Here is a 17337-nt window from a genome sequence, read left to right as displayed (position 1 = left end):
GCAGCAGGTGGACGTGGTGGGGACCTGGACGGGCAAGTCCGCCTGTGTGCTCCAAGAGGCACTGCGCGACACCAACGAGGGGTTCGCCGGCCGGCTGGGCATTGGCCTACGGACGGTGGCGACCTGGCACGCCGATCCGGAGCTGGTCCCCCGCACCGAGATGCGGCAGTTGCTCGACCAGATCCTGGAGACGGCGCCGCCTGCGGTGCAGAAGCGGTTCGCGTTGCTGACCACCGAAGCCAGCCCACAGACTGCGGGCCAAGCCCTGTGCGTGGCCATCGCGGTAGTGGTGCGCGGCTCCGAGGTGCTGCTCGTCTGCCGCCGGGACGACGAGAGCGCCGGCATCCGCTGGCAGTTCCCCGCAGGCGTCATCAAGCCAGGGGGGAACCCGGCGTCGGCGGCCGTCCGCGAGACGTTGGCCGAGACAGGGGTTCACTGCGCCGTACGCCAAGACCTCGGGGGCCGGCTCCATCCGGCTACCGGGGTCTGGTGCGAGTACTTCCTGACTGAGTATCTGGCCGGGGAAGCCCAGAACCAGGACACGGTCGAGAACGCCGACGTGATGTGGGTTCCGAGAAACGCGGTGCCCCGGTTCATCCCCGTCGATACGATCTTCCCGCCCATCCTGGCCGCCCTGGAGGAGCCGCAGCATGACTGAGCAGATCACCGATAAGCCGGGCATCGCCGCCGCCATCGTGGTCCAGGACGGCCGCGTCCTGATGGTGCAGCGCCGCGTCAAGGAAGGTGAGCTGTCGTGGCAGTTCCCGGCCGGTGAGATCGAGCCGGGCGAGACGGCCGAGGCGGCTGCGGTCCGCGAGACTGGTGAAGAGGTCGGCCTGACGGTCAAGGCGACTCGGCTACTCGGTGAGCGCATCCACCCGAAGACCGGCCGGCAGATGTCGTACAGCGCCTGCGAGATCGTGAGCGGCATCGCCACGGTGGTCGACACCGAGGAGCTGGCCGAGCTGGCCTGGGTCACCCACGATCAGATCGCCGACTACGTGCCGTACGGGCTGTTCGAGCCGGTACAGCGCTACCTGGATGACGTTCTGATCGGGCCGGCCGTCAGCTGACCTTCTGCGCTACCGGTAGTCAGGCCGAGCACTCAGAGATCGAGGCGTGAGCCAGCTGTCCCACGCCGACGAACGCTCCTTGTCCGCAAAACTGCGGACAAGGAGCGTTTTCGCGCCTGGGATGCGAACCGCCCAGCGAGCCGAGCGAGCTGGCTCGAGTCGACTGCCAGCGTCATCGTCGGCGGGCTGAACCGATCGCCACCCCCTTGGCGGGTGCCGCAATGCCCTGGGGGTTCGGCGTCGTCGAGGGCGTGAGGACGGGAGCAGTGATCCTGGATGTCGCTGCCGCGACGCGCCGTCCATCCACTGTGCTCGTCGGCGAGGAGCTCAGAAGGCCCGCGTCGTCGCGGATGCGCCACGTGAGCACCCCGGCCGCCAAGTCAGCGGTGGCCAGTTCGCGCTGCCTGCCGGGAGAGGTCGGGCTTCGGCATGCGCTGGCTGAGCGTCTGTCAGTGCCTCGCTCTTCCCCGGCGAACCAGACCTCTGCCCGGTACAGGGCTCTGGAATGACAGCCGACGGAGAAGCTCGCTGAACGCGCGGATGGCCAGTGGGCCTGCAGGATTGAGGGCCACACTTCAGGCAGAGGCACCTGGCGTTGAAGGTGACCCACGTCCTGCCGTATAGCGCAGGTCAGAACTCGCGCCCCAGCGACGCCAGGTAGGGACGCCAGCCGCCGAAGTCGGTGATCTCCTTGTGCACGCCGCGCTCGAGTTCGCCGCGGGCCAGCAGCATCGAGAAGCAGGCGCTGCCGTCCGCCAGCTTGATCACGCCGAACTCCAACTCGCCCGGCTCACCCGGCAGCAGCACATCGCGCAGGAACTCCAGGCTGACCTCGTACAGTTCGCCCTCGATCACGCTGTCCACCGCCGGGTCGGGCAGCAGGCCGGGGCAGGTGTCCCGGATCGAGAAGAAGCGGTGGCCCGGCGCGGTGCGGACCACCCCGAGGAAGGGCGCGTCGCCGAGCAGCGGGTGGAACTCGCCGCCGCGCATCGCCTGGCCGTTGAGGAACATCCGGACCATCGGTGGAGCCTTTCTTCGAACACTGGACATTGAAGGCTGAACAGCGGAATGGTCCGCCGGGGCGCGTTCGCCCCGGCGGACCGTACAGAACGGCGGGAAGCGCTCAGCCGAGCAGCGCGTAGCCTGGCAGCGTCAGGAAGTCGACGAACTCCTCGGCGAGCGAGACCTGCTCGAAGAGTCCACGCGCCTCGGCCCACCGGCCGGCCGCGAACGCCTCGTCCCCGACCTCGGTCCTGATCGCCGCCATCTCCTCGGCGACCAGCCGGCGGGCCAGTTCGGCGGTGGCCTTCTCGCCGGTGTCGGCGAGCACCACGCCGTTGCGGATCCACTGCCAGATCTGCGAGCGGGAGATCTCGGCGGTGGCCGCGTCCTCCATCATGTTGAAGATCCCGACCGCACCCAGCCCGCGCAGCCAGGCCTCGCAGTAACGCAGGCCCACGGCAACCGCGTTCCGCAGGCCGGCCTCGGTGCAGGAGCCGCCGGCCCCGGCGATGTCCAGCAGCTGGGCGGCCGTCACCTGCTCGGCGGAGCCCGGGTTCTCCTTCTGGTGGGGGCGCTCGCCGAGCACCGCGTCGAAGCAGGCGCGGGCGACCGGGACCAGGTCGGGGTGCGCGACCCAGGAGCCGTCGAAGCCGCCCGCGGCCTCGCGCTCCTTGTCCGCCTTGACCTTCTCCAGGGCGGCGGCGTTGACCTCGGGGTCCTTGCGACTGGGGATGAAGGCGGCCATCCCGCCGATCGCGTGCGCGCCGCGCTGGTGGCAGGTCCGCACCAGCAGGCGGGCGTAGGCGGCCATGAACGGGGAGGTCATGCCCACGCTGTTGCGGTCCGGCAGGATGTAGTGCTCGCCGGCGTCGCGGAAGTTCTTCACGATCGAGAACAGGTAGTCCCACCGGCCGGCGTTCAACCCGGCGGCGTGGTCGCGCAGTTCGTAGAGGATCTCGTCCATCTCGAAGGCGGCCGTGATCGTCTCGATCAGCACGGTGGCCCGGATGGTGCCGTGCTCGATGCCCAACTGCTCCTGGGCGTGGGAGAAGACGTCGTTCCAGAGGCGCGCCTCCAGGTGGCTCTCGGTCTTCGGCAGGTAGAAGTAGGGCCCCGAGTTGGGGTCCTGCGGTCCCTTGGCCAGCAGCCGCGCGGCGTTGTGGAAGAAGTAGAGCCCGAAGTCGAAGAACGCGCCGGCCACCGGCACGCCGTCCACCAGCAGGTGGCTCTCGTCCAGGTGCCAGCCGCGCGGGCGGACCACCACGGTGGCGAGTTCGGCGGCGGGCTTGAGCGTGTACTGCTTGCCCTCGGGCGAGGTGAAGTCGATCCGGCCCTCGTAGGCGTCGATCAGGTTGAGCTGGCCGGAGACCACCGACTGCCAGGTGGGCGAGGTGGCGTCCTCGAAGTCGGCCAGCCAGACCTTGGCGCCGGAGTTGAGCGCGTTGATCACCATCTTCCGGTCGGTCGGGCCGGTGATCTCCACCCGGCGGTCCTGCAGCGCCCGGGGGGCCGGGGCGACCTGCCAGTCCGCGGCGCGGATCTCGGCGGTCTCGGGCAGGAAGTCGAGGGTCCCGGCCTGGGCGATCTCCACCCGGCGGGCCCGGCGGCGGGCGAGGAGTTCCTGCCGGCGGCTCTCGAAGGTCCGGTGCAGACCGACCACGAACGCGACCGCCTCGGGCGTCAGCACCTCCTCCGCACGGGGGACGCGCGGACCGGCGACGGTGACGACCGGAGCGGCCGAGGCACCTGGGGGCACTCCCGGTCGAAGGCTGGCGGCGGGTCCCTGGTCTGTAGCCATGGGCAGGACACTCCTTGGACGGTAGAACCTGTGTAGGGAGCTCCCGGTAGGGGGCTTCCCTCATCTGATCTGACCCACCTACTGGCGAGTTCGATTCTGTAAGGTGGACACTAGTTTCCGCGATACAGAATTTCAACGGTTTGTTGAGGTAGATCGCTGGGACTCTACTCCTCCCCCGACAGCAAAGGGAACGCCGGTGGCCAGCACCCCTGCCGCAGCTTCGACCGGATCCGAGCGCGCCTCCGCGGGGGGCGTGCAGTCCGTCGAGCGCGCTTTCCAACTCCTGGAGGCCCTGGCCGACTCGGGTGGCGTCGCGACCCTCAGCGAGCTGTCCACCACCTCGGGCCTCCCGATGCCGACCATCCACCGGCTGGTTCGTACCCTCGCACAGCAGGGATATGTCCGCCAGGACACCGCGCGGCGCTACACCCTGGGCCCCCGGCTGATCCGGCTCGGCGAGACCGCGGGCCGGCTGCTCGGCAGCTGGGCCCGCCCCTACCTGGCCGAGCTGATGGAGGCCACCGGCGAGACCGCCAACCTGGCCGTCCTGGAGGGCGGCGAGGTGGTCTACGTCGGCCAGGTGCAGTCGCGCCGCTCGATGCGGATGTTCACCGAGGTCGGCCGCCGGGTGCAGCCGCACTGCACCGGCGTCGGCAAGGCACTGCTCGCCCAGCTCCCCGAGGACGAGGCGCGCGCCGTGCTCGGCACCCAAGCCCTGCCCGCGCACACCGAGTTCACCGTCACCGACCCCGAAGCCCTGTTCGCCCAGCTGGCCACCGCCCGGGAGGCCGGCTATGTGGTGGACGACCAGGAGCAGGAGATCGGCGTGCGCTGCATCGCCGTCGCGGTGCCGGGCGCCCCGACCCCGACCGCGCTCTCGGTGTCGGGCCCGGAGGCGCGGATCCGCGCCCTGGAGGAGCAGACCGGCGCCTCGGCCCTGGTCCCGGTGATGCGCCAGATCGCGCAGCGCCTGGGGGCCGTGCTGGCACCCTGACACTCCGTCAGAGACGGCTGTGGCCCGGATCCTTGGGGATCCGGGCCACAGCCGTCGTGCTCGTCAGGGTCGGCCGGTGGGGGTCAGCGGTAGACCCGCACGTAGTCGGCCGCGAAGCTGATCGGCGCGGAGCCGCTCGGGGCCGGGTGGTACTCGCCCGCGCTGATCGACAGGTTGAGGATCAGGTAGGCCGACCAGTTGGCGCCGACACCGGTGTTGTCGGAGAAGACCTTGACGCCGTTGACGTAGTAGTCGACCGAGTTGGCGCCGTAGTAGGTGCCGATGGTCACCCACTGGCCCGGCTGCACCGCGTTCGCGTCGGTGTAGTACTTCTGCGCGAAGTTGACGTGGTTGGTCAGCTCCAGCAGGTTCGGGTTGTCCGGGTGGTACTCGAAGGAGTCGATCTCGCTGCCACCGTTCGCCCAGGTCCACAGGGCAGGCCAGGCGCCGGGCGCGGACGGCATCTGGACCCGGGCCTCGGCGTAGTCACCGGTCTTGACCTTGAAGCCCTGCTGGGTGCCCTCGGTGGTGAGCAGGCCGGTGGTCCAGGCCTGCTTGCCGTTCTCCAGGGTGTGGCTGGAGGGCTGGGCGGTGAAGGTGGCCACGCCGCCCGCGACCGAGACGTCGGACGGGTCGATCCAGTCGAGCTTGTTGTCGTTCGGGTTGTGGTTGCCGTACTGGTACGAGGTGGTGGAGCTGTCGTTCCACTTGGTCGCGTCGAGCGGGCCGTTGAACTCGTCGGACCAGGTCAGCGTCTTGCCGGGGACGGGCGAGCCGCTGGGGGCGGGGGTCGGCGCGGGAGCCGGCGCCGGGGTGGGCGCCGGGGTGGGGGTGGGCGCCGGAGCGGGCGTCGGGGTGCTGGTGCCGCTGCCGGCCGCACTGCCGGCCGCCGAGACGGTCAGGGTCTGCGAGGCCAGGTTGTGCCAGGCGCCGGCCTGGTCCTGGTAGAAGCCGAAGACGGTGTACGCCCCGCTCGCGAAGGTCCGCGCGCCGGTGGTCAGCGACAGGCCGCTCGGGCAGATCTGCTGGTTGCTGAGGTCCCCGGGGAAGTCGAGGTTGTTCCCCGCGGCGTCCCGCACGCCCACGCCCACCGTCTTCGCGGTGAAGCAGGAGCTTGCGTGCAGCGTCAGGGCGGCAGTGGTCGCCGCGCCGGCGGTGGCGGTGGTCGGGGTCAGCCGGTCCTGGGTCACGGTGGGCGCGGCGCTGGTCGCCGGGTGCCGGGTGAGGGCGTTCGCCTGGCCGACCATCGGGACGGCGACCAGGCCGAGCGCGGCGGCGACGACGCCGAGGCGGGCAGGGGTGGCGGTAGGGATCACGGGAGTTCCTCTTGCGACGCCTGCGAGGTGAGCTGTCGGGTTCGGACCGCAAGATGGCCCGGCCGAGCCGGCACTGCCGGTCGGCCTCACCCCGAGCCGCACCCTCACACACCCTGGCGATACGCGGGCGGGCGGGGACACGGCAGTACTACCTGGGTCCCCCGCTCCTGCCTGGTGCGGTGCTCTGGTTCCGACCCCGGGCAGGCAGGACTAGGCGTCCCGTGGCTGGGCCCGCCGCTGGGTGGCGAGCCGTCTGCAGAGTAGGCAGATGAACTGATCATCATCAATGTCACACGAGTCACACAGCTTCACATCCGCCGCAAAAGCGAAGCACTCCCGTCGCCTGGCCGCCGCCCCAGTTACATGGACATGAAGACTCACTCAGTCTGCTCCCAGCTCCTTCCCAGGCTTCCTGACGGCCCCTCACACTGCTGTCCATGCAGACTCTTCTACGCGCGTTGAAGACGCGTACCGCTTCCGTTGTCACCGTCGGCCTGCTCACCCTGGCCCCCACCGCCGTGTTCGCCTCCGCCGCCCACGCGGACGTCAGCGGCAACATCTGCCAGACCGCCCTGCCCAGCCAGGCCGACGACACCCTCAACCTGATCGCCCAGGGTGGCCCGTTCCCGTACTCCGAGGACGGCGAGACCTTCCAGAACCGCGAGGGCGTGCTGCCGAGCGAGCCGTACGGCTTCTACCAGGAGTACACGGTCGACACCCCGGGTGCCTCCAACCGCAGCACCCGCCGGATCGTGACCGGCGAGGACGGGTCGGACTACTACACCTCGGACCACTACGAGTCGTTCTACCTGATCGACTCCACCTGCTGAGACAGCTGGTTCGCGTGCTGTGGCCGGGTGGTTGCCGACGTTGCGGACCACCCGGCCACCGCGCTGCCCGATCGGGCGCTCCGGTCAGCGACCCGGGTTGAGCTGACTCGCCACGAAGTCCGCGAGGGACGGGGGTGGGTCCTCGTCGAGGTCGTCGTACGGGAGGACCTGGTGGGTGAAGGGCGGCCCGAGGTCCAGCGGCGGGAGGGTGGGAGCGGGGGGATAGCTGGTCGACCTGGGCGGCTGTTCTCGGACGCCCGGCCGGGGGCGGGGTTGACCTCCCCCGCCGACCGTCGACCGGGGCGGGGGGCCTCCCTGCACCGGCGGCTGGGACTGACCCTGGCCACCCACCACCGGCTGGGGTGCCGGCCGCTCCTGCGGCTGAGGCTGCGGCTGACCCTGCCCGCCGACCGTCGACTGAGGCACCGGCCGCTCCTGCGGCTGAGGCTGCGGCTGACCCTGGCCACCGACCGTCGACTGAGGCACCGGTGACTCCTGCACCTCAGGCTGCGGCTGCGGCTCGGGATGCTCCACCACCACCGGCTGAGGTGCCGGCGACTCCTGCGGCTGTGGCTCACCCTCCCCACCCACCACCGGTTGAGGCACCGGTGACTCCTGCACCTCAGGCTGCGGCTGCGGCTCAGGCTCCGGCTCGGGATGCTCCACCACCACCGGCTGAGGTGCCGGCGACTCCTGCACCTGCGGCTGCGGCTGCGGCTGCGGCTGCGGCTCACCCTCCCCACCCACCGTCGGCCGAGGCACCGGCGACTCCTGCACCTCAGGCTGCGGCTCCGGCTCCGGCTCCGGCTCCGGCTCCGGCTCCGGCTCGGGATGCTCCTCCCCACCCACCACCGGCCCGGGGGCGTTGATCGGCGGCGAATCCACGGACGTCGTACTGGAGTTCGTCGGCCCGTCGGACAGGGGCGGTGTTTCGTGCGGCAGATCCGACGGCGTGACCGGTTCCAGCTCGATCTCCGTCGTGCCGCCGCCCGTCGTCGGCCGGGGCCCCAGCAGCTTGGAGTACAGCAAGCCTTCGAGGTGGTCCGCCGGCGAGATCGAGAACTTGTTCCCCGGGTTCATCGCCTCGTGCCGTGAGCCCCAGGCCCCGGCGAACGAGCCGTTGGCCGCGCCGGAGACCCAGTCGCCGGAGAGCCCGAACGCCGCGTCCTGCGCCGCGCCTTCGGCCATCCCGGTCAGCGCCCCGTAGCCGGTGTTCCAGACCAGCTCGGCCGCGCCTTTGACGAATTCCCCGGCTTCGTGGCCGGCCAGCCCGGCGAACCCCTTCCCCAGCCCCTTCCCCAGCCCCTTGGCAAGCCCCTTGCCGAGCAGCCCCGCGCCGAAGCCGACCGCGCCGCCGATCGCCCCGTTGATGGCGGCGGTGCCCAACTCGGACCCGTCGATCGACTTGCGGTGGTGCTGGGCCAGTTCGATCACCTGGGCCAGCAGGTCGAAGCCGACCTGGGCCAGCACCGACTCGGCGACCCGGGTCACCGCGCTGATCAACGCCTTCTTCAGGAACGCCAGTACGACGGCCCGGGTGATGATGATCTCCTCGGGCGCCGCCACCGCACCACCGAAGAACCACGCCACGGCGTCGATCGCCAGTTGGACGGCGAGCACCACCGCCGCGCCGATGATCTCGATCCGCAGCGTCTCGATCTCGTTCGCCAGGTTGTTCAACGCGTCGGCGGCGGCATCGCAGCACTGGGCGATCAGCGGCAGCGCGGCATTGTCGCCGATCGCGAGTGCGACCAGATAGGTGTCGAAGGTCTGCTGGGCACTGCCGCTCAGGGCGTGGGCGAGCTGGGTCCTGGCGTCCGTGAGGTCGGCGATGCAGGTGCGGACCGCGTCCCCCGCCGCGCTCCAGCCCGCGGCCTCGGCCCGCAGCGCACTCTCGTTCCCGGTGGGCCACTGGTTGCCCACCAGGATCATCACCAGGTCCTCGACCCCCTGCGACAGGTGGGCGTTGGGAGCGTCGACCGCCATCACACACTCCCGTGACCGAGGGACGGGGACGGCCCGACGATCTCCTTTGCCGTGTCATCGCCGTTCTTGAGGACGCTGTGGACACCGCCGAGGGCGTCGGCGAGGTTCCGCAGCGTGGCCGGCAGCGCCTGCACCGCCTTCAGGAGATCGTCTCGCGGCTGCGCGAAGGCCTGGTCGAAGCCCTGGCCGAGAGCCGCGTCGTCCCCCCAGGGCGCCGCACCGAACAGGGCGACGGCACTCAGCGCCTGCCAGGCGGAGTCCATGGTGGCGGCCGCGCTGCTCGCGTCACCGCCCGCCTTGGCCAGCAGGGAGAAGTCGACCACCAGGCTGCCGTCGAGCGTCGGCAACGGCGGCAGCTGCGACGGCGACGACCCGTTGTACGGCGGATCCGAGACCGGGGCATTGCGGTAGCCGCCGGTCGGACCGGGTACGTCGGGCGTTTTCTCTGGCGGGGTCGACATCCCTCCAGCTCACCGGAGTTCACCTCCGGTTCGCCCGTTCTTGACGACATCCCGACGGCCATCACCCCGACCCTGACGCATTACTGACGCGCCTCCTGACGCCTGCTCAGAACCAGCCCCAGTCCCACCCAGCGCACTGGCCCGCGGTTCGCGAGACCGTGGGCCAGTGGGTGCCTAGGGCAGATCAGTTGGGCTGGTGGCCGTCCCGCGCAGGCCGGGGATCGGTCGCGCCTGGTGGTGCGGCACGGTCGGCGCGCCGCCGATCGGCGGCCGGTCGCGGCCGGCGGCCCGGTGGGCGTCCGCCGTGCCGGGCGGGGCCCACTGACGAGGTGGGCAACGTCCCCCATCCCGGGGGCGTGCCGTTCAGGGTGTGCAAAACTCGTTGAACGCGATCCCAGGTACACCGCGGAGTCACTTGATCGCCGTACCCCTCGGGCTCCACGGAGCCGGCGCCCGGATACCGGATCACCCGCGGTCACCGTCGGGCCCCGGGGTTCGTCTCCTCCGGGTGGGTGTGGTGATCGCGGTTGCCGAAGTTCGTCTCCTTCGGCACCCCTCATCTCCATCGTGCCACCGTGGTCAAGAGGTGCCACGTCGGGCGTGCTCAGGTGTGCTGGAGAAGCAGCTCGTCCTTGAGGCCGGCCCGGATCTGGTCCCGCAGTTCCGGGGAATCGGTGTGCCCGTGGACCGAGACCGCGTGTTCGGTGGCGGCCCGCACCACTTCTTCCTCCTCGCCGGAGATGGCCAGCGAGCAGTTGGTCTCGCTCGGGAAGTCCCGGCAGTCGACGACCTTGCGCATGTTCGACCTCCCGACCCGCCACTGTGCCCCGCCCGTCAGCGGGCCACCCGCTGGCCCGAGGACCGGCGCGCGGCGGCACAGGCGTGTCGCGCAACCATTGTCCCTCCGTTCTGCCGCCGCTCGCCGCTACCCGGGCTTCGTTTTCACGCGTGCCGTGCCACCGGTCGGATAACTTGGGGGCGCACGACTTTTCGACGCCGGACCAGAGACGAGGACACCCGCCCGCATGACCGAGACCGCTGACCTGCCCGGCTTCGCCGGCCGGACCTACCTCTTCCAGGTCGACAACGGCGCCGCCTTCCGCAACGCCTACTCGGCCGACGGCCGGCGCCTGCGCTGGGAGGGCCTGGGCGAGTCGGCGGGCCAGTGGGAGGACGTGGCCCTGCACGTCGCGCGGGTCGCGCCGGACGTGTACTTCGTGAGCTGGACCGAGCAGAGCGGCATCACGGTCAGCCACGTGATGGATCTGGGCGCGCTGACCGTGCGGGTCTTCTGGACCTACGAGGGCGAGGGCGGCCGGGTCGGCGAGCTGCACACCGGGACGCTGGAGCCGGTCGCCTGACACTGCGGCACTCCCGCTGAGACGACGGCGGGGTCCGGCCTGGGAGCAGGCCGGACCCCGCCGTCGCGTCGTCCACCGACCCGTCGTCCCGTCCACCGACCCCGTCGCGTCGGTCACCGGCTGCCGCGTCGGTCACCGGCTGCCGCGTCGGTCACCGGCTGCCGGCTCAGTCCCGGCCGGCCTCGCCGTTCCAGAGCCGCAGCCCCGCCGTCAACTCACGCAGGCAGCGCGCGGCCAGCGGGCCCGGCGCCTGCGGGCCCTCGGTCGGGGCGTCCTCGGCGGCCGCCCAGGTCTCCAGTGCGACCCGGATCGCGGCGGTGGCCGCCGCCGCCGCCAGCCGCACCTCCAGCGGGTCGACGCCCGCGCCGCAGCGCTCGGCCAGGATCGGCACCAGCGCCTCCTCCGAGTCCTGGTGCACCCCCTGCCAGACCCGGCGCAGCCCCGGATCGGTGAGCAGCGCGCGGGTCCAGCGCAGCGCCGTCACCGCCCGCTCGTCCGCCGCCGCGAGCGCCTCGACGGCCGCCCGCTCCAGCACCAGTGGCACCGGCAGCTCGGCCGGGCCGGCGGCGACCAGCTCCAGCCAGCGCCGGCCCCCGGCGGCGAGCAGCGGGGCGACGGCCTCCTCCTTGGTGCGGAAGTAGCGGTAGAAGGTGCGCAGCGCGACGCCCGAGGCGCGGGCGATCTCCTCGGCCCCGGTCCCCTCCACGCCGCGTTCGGCGAAGAGCGCGGCGGCCGTGATGGCGATCTCCAGCTGGGTCTCGGCCCGGCGCCGGTCCGTGAGGGACGGGCGGGCGGCAGCGGGCAGGCCCTGGGCGAGCGGGGACAGGCGGTCGGCGGTCGGAACGGGACGGTCGGTCATGCCCCCACGCTACGCCGTTCCTGCCTACCTGGCATTGCATGTCAAAGTGGCACAACGTGCCATCCCGGCGTACGGTGACTGTGCGACCGCGGCACAGCGTTCGCCGCTTGAGAGCAGCCCTGAGAACGGAGCACCACCATGCAGCGCTTTTCCGGTCGTCGAATCCTGGTCACCGGCGGCGGTTCCGGCATCGGCCGGGCCACCGTGCACCGTCTGCTGGCCGAGGGCGGCCAGGTCGTCGCGGTGGACGTGAACGAGGCCGGGCTGCGCGAGACCGCCGAGCGGGCCGCCGCCGAGGGCACCGCCGAGCGGCTGACCACCGCCGTGCTGGACATCTCCGACGAGTCGTCGGTCCAGGCCGGGGTGGCCGCCGCGATCGAGCGCCTGGGCGGCCTCGACGTCCTGGTCAACGCCGCCGGGATCCTGCGCTCCTCGCACACCCACCTGACCAGCCTGGAGTTCTGGAACACCCTGCTGAAGGTGAACCTGACCGGCACCTTCCTGATGACCCGCGAGGCGCTGCCCGCGCTGCTCGCCTCGGGCTCCGGCGTGGTGGTCAACTTCAGCTCCACCTCGGCGAGTTTCGCCCACCCGTACATGGCCGCGTACGCCGCGACCAAGGGCGGCATCCAGTCCTTCACCCACGCGATCGCGCAGGAGTACAGCAAGCAGGGCCTGCGCGCGGTCTGCGTCGCGCCGGGCAGCATCGACAGCGGCATGACCAACAACCCCGGCCTGCCGGCCGATGCCGACTTCAGCCTGCTGGCCAAGCTCTCGCCCGCGCTCGGCTCGGGCTTCGCCGGCCCGGAGACGGTGGCCGGCGTGATCGCGATGCTGGCGAGCGAGGACGGCGCCTTCGTCACCGGCACCGAGATCCGGATCGACGGCGGCACCCACATGTGACCCCCGCGGGCCGGGGAGGCATCGGGCCGGGGGACAGGCGGATCCCCCGGCCCGCAGGCGTCAGCGCCAGTCGGCCGCGAAGGCGCGGGCCGGGTTCTGCCGGAAGATCAGGTCGGTCTGCTCCTCACCCAGCGCGCGGCGCAGCCTCGGGCGCAGGCCGGTGAGCAGGAACGGCATCCCCGGCCCTTCGCCGTCGGCCGCGCGGGCCGACCTGACCACGGTGTCCCCGCCCAGCAGCAGGCGCTCGCCGTGGCCGGCCCCGGCGAGTGCGGCCAGGCAGTCGAGCAACCGCCAGTCGGTGGCGTGGTGCGCCCGGGAGGGCCCGTCGAAGGCCAGGTACGCGCCGGTGGCGGCCAGCTCCTGGTGGATCCCCGGCTCGGGGAAGCGGTTGAGGTGGCCGAGGATCACGCTGCTCGGCGGCACCGCGAGCCGCCCGCAGAGCAGTTCGACCACCTCGGGCGCGGCCGTGCCGTGCTCGTGGTGGACGGCGATCGGCGCGCCGGTGGCGTGATGCGCCTCGGCGGCGGCCGTCATGGTGCGGCGGGCGTGCGGATCCAGCCCGTGGTAGCCGCCGGCCACCTTGATCAGACCGACCCTGGGCGCTTCCCCGCCGCCGATGCCCCGGGTCAGCTCACGGACGAAGAGCTCGGCCAGGGTGTCCAGGTCGGGGAGCCGCTCGTAGTGTCCGGCCTGGTGCAACCCGGTGGCCGCGACCAGGTGCACCCCGCTCGCCCGGGACAGGGCGGGCAGTTCGGCGGCGCGACGGCCCATGCCGTACGGCGTCCACTGGATCACCGCCCGGCCGCCCGCCGCGCGGAACGCCGCGAGTTCGGCGGCGGCGGCGAGCGGGTCGTCCAGCTCCTGGCCGGGGAGCTTGGCGCTGCTCAGGAAGAGGTGGTCGTGCGCGTCGGTGACGCCCAGTTCGGCGGGGTCGAGATCGCCGAGCACGGTGCGGACGGCTGGGGTGGTCATACCCGGGCTCCTCGGCTCTGGGGGGCGGCGTGGTCTGGGCTGTCGGCGCCGGCGGGACTGCCGGCGCTGTCGGAGGGCTGGAGTTGACCGCCGGTCACCAGTGCCGGCCGCGTGGCAGGTCCGCCAGCTCCGGGCGGCTGAGGTGCAGCACCCGGTAGCGCTCGCCGAGTTCGGGGCCGGGCGCGTCGGCCTCGGGCTCCCCGGCCCAGAGGGTGAAGGTCAGCAGCTCCCAGCGGGCGGTGTCGACGGCCAGCGCGATGGTGTGCACGCCCGGACGGTCGGCGGGCAGCTCGGCCAGGGCCTGCTCGATCGCCTCGGCCGGGTCCCGGTCGGGCCCGATGGGCGTGCGCAGGCGGTCGGCGACGGTCGGGTCCGCGGCGCGGTCCGGCCCGTCCTGCACGGCCAGGCCGAGCCAGGAGCGGACCACCGGCCGCCCGAAGTCCTGGCTGAGGCCGCGGAATCCGGGGCCCCAGAGGAAGCGGTTGGCCCCCTCGTCCGTCCGCCAGAGGTAGAACGGCGCGTACTGGTTGACGGTCGAGCCGGCCACCCCGCGCTCGCGGATCAGGTAGGCCTTCAGCGCCAGGCCCGGGAACCGGTCCAGTTGCCCGCCCCTGGTCGCGACCCGGTGGCGGATGATCTCCATGTCGTAGTCGGCCGGCAGCGTGATCTCGTACTGCATCGCGTGCATCGGGCGCCTCCCCTGTTCGGTCCGGCTGCTGCTTTCGCGGAACACTGTACATACTAGTAGGTACAGCCATCACGCATTAATGCACGAAAAGCTGGACAGGGACATGCAGACACGGAATAGTGTTATCCGAATAGTTGAATCTTCACGTGTCGTTCGCCATGCCCACCCATCTGCATGGCGCCGCCACCGCGGTCACCCACGCCGCTTCTCTCCCCCCACCGGACCGCCGCCCGCCCGCACCCCCACGCGGGCGGGCGGCTCCCCGTGCTGCCCGCCCGCAGCCCCGGATCACCACCTCGGACCCGCCTCCCCGGACCACTACCTCGGCCCCGCCCACCCGGACCGCTACCCCAGACCGCGCAGCACGCCGAGCAGCGCGTCCACCGCGCCGGCGTAGGCGTGCGCGCTCGGGGTCGCGTAGCCGACCACCAGGGCAGGCGGCGCCTCGGCCCCGGCCGCACCGCGCAGGTACTCGCCGAGCAGTCGGGCCCGGACCGACCCCTGGCGCAGCGCGGCGCCGATCCGCTGCTCGTCCAGGCCCCGGTCGGCGGGGAGTCGGACGATCGCGTGCAGGCCGGCGGCGATCCCGGAGAGCCGGGCACCCGGCGGCAGTTGCTCGGCCACCGCCCGCACCAGGGTGTCCCGGCGACGCCGGTAGCCGCGCCGCATGGTGCGCAGGTGGTGGTCGTAGGCACCGGAATCCAGCAGCTCCGCGAGTGCCAGCTGCTCCATCACCGGGGTCTGACGGTCCGCCAGGTACTTGGCCGTCACCAGCGGCTCCAACAGCCGGGGCGGGCAGGCGATCCAGCCGAGCCGCACCGCCGGGCCCAGCGCCTTGCTGACCGATCCGGCGTACACCACCCGGTCCGGCCGGCGGGCCTGGAGGGCGCCCACTGGCCTTCGGTCGTACCGGAATTCGCCGTCGTAGTCGTCCTCCACGATCCAGCCGTCGCACTCCTCGGCCCAGGCCAGCAGGGCCGCCCGGCGGGCCGGGGACATGCTGACCCCCAGCGGGAACTGGTGCGCCGGGGTGCAGACCACCGCCCGGGCATCGCCGTCGGCCAACTCGCCGACCCGCAGGCCCTGGTCGTCCACGGTGACGTCCCGCACCGCGAGCCGGGCCGCGGCGATCGCCACGTGCTCGGGCATCGCGGGGTTCTCGATCGCGAGGGCGCGCACGCCCGTCCCGGCGAGGACCTCGGCGAGCAGGCCGAGTGCCTGGGTGAAGCCCGAGCAGATCAGCAGCTGCTCCGGGGCCACCCGGACCCCGCGCACCCGGCCGAGGTAGGCGGCCAGCGCGGTGCGCAGCTCGATCCGGCCGCGCGGGTCGCCGTAGCCGAACGCCTCCGCCGGCGCCTCGTGGATCGCCCGGCGCAGGGCGCGGGACCAGGCGGCGCGCGGGAAGGAGGAGAGGTCGGGGCGGCCGGGGCTGAGGTCGTGACGCGGCTCGGTCGGCGCGGCGGGCGGCGGCGGGGACGGCGGCGGGTCGGTGGCGCGCACCGCCTGAGCGGCACCACCGGCGGCGACCCGGGTGCCCGCCTTGGTGCGGGCGGTCAGCCAGCCCTCGGCGATCAGTTGCTCGTAGGCCTGGGTCACCGTGCCCCGGGCCAGGCCGAGTTGCTCGGCCAGGTCACGGGTGGCCGGCAGCCGGACCCCGGGCGCCAGCCGCCCCTCCCGGATCGCCGTGCGCAGCGCCTCCTCGACCGAGCGGCGGCGTGCGCCCCGGGGCCCCGGGGGGCCGAGTTCGATCAGCAGGTCGAGACCGGCGGAGGGGTGCGGGCTGGGCATGGTTTTGGCTCACTTCACTGGCAGGCGATTGGCTCATGTCATTGGTCCGATCGGCTTCTAATTTGATCACGTGACCATTCCTCGGGCCGTCGCCGCCACCCCTGTCCCGCCACCCGCTCCCCCACCCGCTCCCGCCGCCGGGCTGTCCAGGCCGCTGGTGCTGCTGCTGGCCACGGCGTGCGGACTGGTCGTGGCCGACAACTACTACGCGCAGCCGCTGCTGCCCGTGCTGGCCCGCAGCCTGCGGGTGTCGTCCGGGGTGGCCGGGCTCTGCATGACGGTCAACCAGGTCGGGTACGCGCTCGGCCTGGTCCTGCTGGTGCCGCTCGGCGATCTGCTCGCCCGGCGGCGACTGGTGGTGGTGATGCTCTGCGTGGACGCGGTGGCGCTGGCGGGCGTCGCGCTGGCGCCGGGGATGGGGGTGCTGCTGCCGCTGCTGGCCGTGGTCGGGTTGACCGGCTCGGCCATCAGCGTGCTGATCCCGCTGGCCGCCACGCTCGCCCGCCCCGAGCAGCGCGGGCGGGTGGTGGGCACCCTGATGACCGGGCTGCTGCTCGGGGTCCTGCTGGCCCGCACCGCCTCCGGCCTGCTCGAGGAACTGGCCGGCTGGCGCGCGGTGTACGGCATCGCGGCGGCGGCCGTCGCCCTGCTGGCCCTCGCGCTGCGGTTCGGCCTGCCGCGGCTGCCGGCGGCCGACCAGGGGCAGAGCTACCCGCGACTGCTCGGCTCGATCGTCGCCCTGGTCCGGCGCGAGCCCTTCCTGCGCCGTCGGATGGCGGCGGGCGCGCTCGCCTTCGCCTGCTTCCAACTCCTGTGGACCGCACTGCCGTTCCTGCTCACCGACCGCCCGTACCACTACTCCCCCGCCACCATCGGCCTGTTCGGCCTGCTCGGTGCGGCCGGTGCCGCCGGCGCGCAGCCCGCCGGACGGCTGCAGGACCGGGGCATCGCGCACCGCGCGACCGGACTGCTGCTGCTCACCGTCGGCATCGCCTGGGCCCTGCTGACCGGCGGTCACCACCTGCTGCCGCTGATCGCCGGGATCCTGCTGCTGGACGCCGGGGCGCAGGGCGTCAACGTGCTCAACCAGGCCCGGATCTACGCCTACCCGGCGGCAGTGCGCTCACGGGTGACCACCGCCTACATGACCGCCTACTTCCTCGGCGGGGCGGCCGGCGCCGGCGTCGCCACCACCCTGTACAGCGAGGCGGGTTGGTCCGGCAGCTGCCTGAGCGGCCTCGGCCTCGCCGTACTCGCGGGCGGGCTCTGGCTCACCGATCGGCGTGCCGCGCCGCCTGTCTGACGT

The 17337-nt window shown here is 72.5% G+C and carries 17 protein-coding genes and 1 riboswitch; of the genes, 7 read left to right on the top strand and 10 right to left on the bottom strand.

Features of this window, described 5'->3' with window-relative positions; all coding sequences use genetic code 11:
- Positions 1-7 precede the first annotated feature (7 nt).
- Positions 8-658: an NUDIX hydrolase gene (locus OG403_RS30550; RefSeq protein WP_329570095.1), complete on the top strand. Its 651-nt coding sequence runs from the start codon at positions 8-10 to the stop codon at positions 656-658.
- Positions 651-1073: an NUDIX hydrolase gene (locus tag OG403_RS30545; RefSeq protein ID WP_329570093.1), complete on the top strand. Its 423-nt coding sequence runs from the start codon at positions 651-653 to the stop codon at positions 1071-1073. Before OG403_RS30550 ends, OG403_RS30545 begins: the two co-directional genes overlap by 8 nt.
- 630 nt (positions 1074-1703) lie before the next feature.
- On the opposite strand, the gene OG403_RS30540 is transcribed toward OG403_RS30545, so the two are convergent.
- Both OG403_RS30540 and aceB read right to left on the bottom strand, forming a co-directional pair.
- Entirely contained in the window at positions 1704-2093 is a 390-nt protein-coding gene (locus OG403_RS30540) for an allophanate hydrolase-related protein (protein ID WP_329570091.1), read from the bottom strand.
- A gap of 103 nt (positions 2094-2196) precedes the next feature.
- Positions 2197-3873 (bottom strand): malate synthase A, encoded by a 1677-nt coding sequence (aceB, locus tag OG403_RS30535; protein WP_329570089.1) that lies wholly within the window; start codon positions 3871-3873, stop codon positions 2197-2199.
- Positions 3874-4069: 196 nt separating this feature from the next.
- Here aceB and OG403_RS30530 point away from each other — a divergent pair, with 196 nt between their 5' ends.
- On the top strand, positions 4070-4867 hold the full coding sequence (locus OG403_RS30530; protein ID WP_329570087.1) for an IclR family transcriptional regulator: 798 nt from the start codon (positions 4070-4072) through the stop codon (positions 4865-4867).
- Positions 4868-4950: 83 nt separating this feature from the next.
- Here the strand turns inward: OG403_RS30530 and OG403_RS30525 are convergent, their stop codons facing one another.
- Entirely contained in the window at positions 4951-6183 is a 1233-nt protein-coding gene (locus tag OG403_RS30525) for a glycoside hydrolase family 16 protein (RefSeq protein ID WP_329570084.1), read from the bottom strand.
- Between the two features lie 3 nt (positions 6184-6186).
- Positions 6187-6375, bottom strand: a riboswitch (cyclic di-AMP (ydaO/yuaA leader).
- Positions 6376-6620: 245 nt separating this feature from the next.
- Here OG403_RS30525 and OG403_RS30520 point away from each other — a divergent pair.
- Positions 6621-7013 (top strand): ribonuclease domain-containing protein, encoded by a 393-nt coding sequence (locus OG403_RS30520; protein WP_329570082.1) that lies wholly within the window; start codon positions 6621-6623, stop codon positions 7011-7013.
- Positions 7014-7097: 84 nt separating this feature from the next.
- On the opposite strand, the gene OG403_RS30515 is transcribed toward OG403_RS30520, so the two are convergent.
- The 3 genes from OG403_RS30515 to OG403_RS30505 form a co-directional block, all read right to left on the bottom strand.
- Positions 7098-8999 (bottom strand): WXG100-like domain-containing protein, encoded by a 1902-nt coding sequence (locus OG403_RS30515; RefSeq protein WP_329570080.1) that lies wholly within the window; start codon positions 8997-8999, stop codon positions 7098-7100.
- Entirely contained in the window at positions 8999-9460 is a 462-nt protein-coding gene (locus OG403_RS30510) for a hypothetical protein (RefSeq protein WP_329570078.1), read from the bottom strand. Before OG403_RS30510 ends, OG403_RS30515 begins: the two co-directional genes overlap by 1 nt.
- Before the next feature lie 604 nt (positions 9461-10064).
- A complete protein-coding gene (locus tag OG403_RS30505) occupies positions 10065-10259 on the bottom strand; it encodes a DUF1059 domain-containing protein (RefSeq protein WP_329570076.1) in 195 nt (64 codons plus the stop codon).
- Positions 10260-10485: 226 nt separating this feature from the next.
- Here OG403_RS30505 and OG403_RS30500 point away from each other — a divergent pair, with 226 nt between their 5' ends.
- Positions 10486-10821, top strand: coding sequence for a MoaF-related domain-containing protein (locus OG403_RS30500; protein WP_329570075.1), 336 nt, complete (start codon positions 10486-10488; stop codon positions 10819-10821).
- Positions 10822-10987: 166 nt separating this feature from the next.
- On the opposite strand, the gene OG403_RS30495 is transcribed toward OG403_RS30500, so the two are convergent.
- A complete protein-coding gene (locus OG403_RS30495; protein ID WP_329570073.1) occupies positions 10988-11680 on the bottom strand; it encodes a TetR/AcrR family transcriptional regulator in 693 nt (230 codons plus the stop codon).
- 138 nt (positions 11681-11818) lie between these two features.
- Between OG403_RS30495 and OG403_RS30490 the strand changes: the two genes are divergently transcribed.
- A complete protein-coding gene (locus tag OG403_RS30490; RefSeq protein ID WP_329570071.1) occupies positions 11819-12583 on the top strand; it encodes an SDR family NAD(P)-dependent oxidoreductase in 765 nt (254 codons plus the stop codon).
- A 60-nt stretch (positions 12584-12643) separates the two neighbouring features.
- Here the strand turns inward: OG403_RS30490 and OG403_RS30485 are convergent, their stop codons facing one another.
- From OG403_RS30485 to pdxR, 3 genes are all read right to left on the bottom strand, one after another.
- On the bottom strand, positions 12644-13555 hold the full coding sequence (locus tag OG403_RS30485) for a phosphotriesterase family protein (protein WP_329570069.1): 912 nt from the start codon (positions 13553-13555) through the stop codon (positions 12644-12646).
- A 94-nt stretch (positions 13556-13649) separates the two neighbouring features.
- Complete coding sequence (locus OG403_RS30480; protein WP_329570066.1) at positions 13650-14243, bottom strand: DUF4865 family protein; 594 nt, start codon at positions 14241-14243, stop codon at positions 13650-13652.
- 345 nt (positions 14244-14588) lie between these two features.
- Positions 14589-16031: a MocR-like pyridoxine biosynthesis transcription factor PdxR gene (gene pdxR, locus OG403_RS30475; protein WP_329570064.1), complete on the bottom strand. Its 1443-nt coding sequence runs from the start codon at positions 16029-16031 to the stop codon at positions 14589-14591.
- Positions 16032-16101: 70 nt separating this feature from the next.
- Between pdxR and OG403_RS30470 the strand changes: the two genes are divergently transcribed.
- Entirely contained in the window at positions 16102-17334 is a 1233-nt protein-coding gene (locus tag OG403_RS30470) for an MFS transporter (RefSeq protein WP_329570062.1), read from the top strand.
- Positions 17335-17337: the final 3 nt, after the last annotated feature.

The sequence above is a fragment of the Kitasatospora sp. NBC_01266 genome, assembly GCF_036242395.1.
Taxonomy (GTDB): domain Bacteria; phylum Actinomycetota; class Actinomycetes; order Streptomycetales; family Streptomycetaceae; genus Kitasatospora.
The sequence above is the reverse complement of the archived record's forward strand: the minus strand, read 5'-3'. Positions and strand labels throughout refer to the sequence as shown.

Excerpts from the sequence above, each read along its gene's own strand:
- OG403_RS30490 (WP_329570071.1), top strand. The coding sequence starts at position 11,819 with ATGCAGCGCTTTTCCGGTCGTCGAATCCTGGTCACCGGCGGCGGTTCC.
- OG403_RS30505 (WP_329570076.1), bottom strand. The coding sequence starts at position 10,259 with ATGCGCAAGGTCGTCGACTGCCGGGACTTCCCGAGCGAGACCAACTGC.
- OG403_RS30545 (WP_329570093.1), top strand. The coding sequence starts at position 651 with ATGACTGAGCAGATCACCGATAAGCCGGGCATCGCCGCCGCCATCGTG.
- aceB (WP_329570089.1), bottom strand. The coding sequence starts at position 3,873 with ATGGCTACAGACCAGGGACCCGCCGCCAGCCTTCGACCGGGAGTGCCC.
- OG403_RS30515 (WP_329570080.1), bottom strand. The coding sequence starts at position 8,999 with ATGGCGGTCGACGCTCCCAACGCCCACCTGTCGCAGGGGGTCGAGGAC.
- OG403_RS30495 (WP_329570073.1), bottom strand. The coding sequence starts at position 11,680 with ATGACCGACCGTCCCGTTCCGACCGCCGACCGCCTGTCCCCGCTCGCC.
- pdxR (WP_329570064.1), bottom strand. The coding sequence starts at position 16,031 with ATGCCCAGCCCGCACCCCTCCGCCGGTCTCGACCTGCTGATCGAACTC.
- OG403_RS30480 (WP_329570066.1), bottom strand. The coding sequence starts at position 14,243 with ATGCACGCGATGCAGTACGAGATCACGCTGCCGGCCGACTACGACATG.
- OG403_RS30500 (WP_329570075.1), top strand. The coding sequence starts at position 10,486 with ATGACCGAGACCGCTGACCTGCCCGGCTTCGCCGGCCGGACCTACCTC.
- OG403_RS30540 (WP_329570091.1), bottom strand. The coding sequence starts at position 2,093 with ATGGTCCGGATGTTCCTCAACGGCCAGGCGATGCGCGGCGGCGAGTTC.
- OG403_RS30520 (WP_329570082.1), top strand. The coding sequence starts at position 6,621 with ATGCAGACTCTTCTACGCGCGTTGAAGACGCGTACCGCTTCCGTTGTC.
- OG403_RS30485 (WP_329570069.1), bottom strand. The coding sequence starts at position 13,555 with ATGACCACCCCAGCCGTCCGCACCGTGCTCGGCGATCTCGACCCCGCC.
- OG403_RS30510 (WP_329570078.1), bottom strand. The coding sequence starts at position 9,460 with ATGTCGACCCCGCCAGAGAAAACGCCCGACGTACCCGGTCCGACCGGC.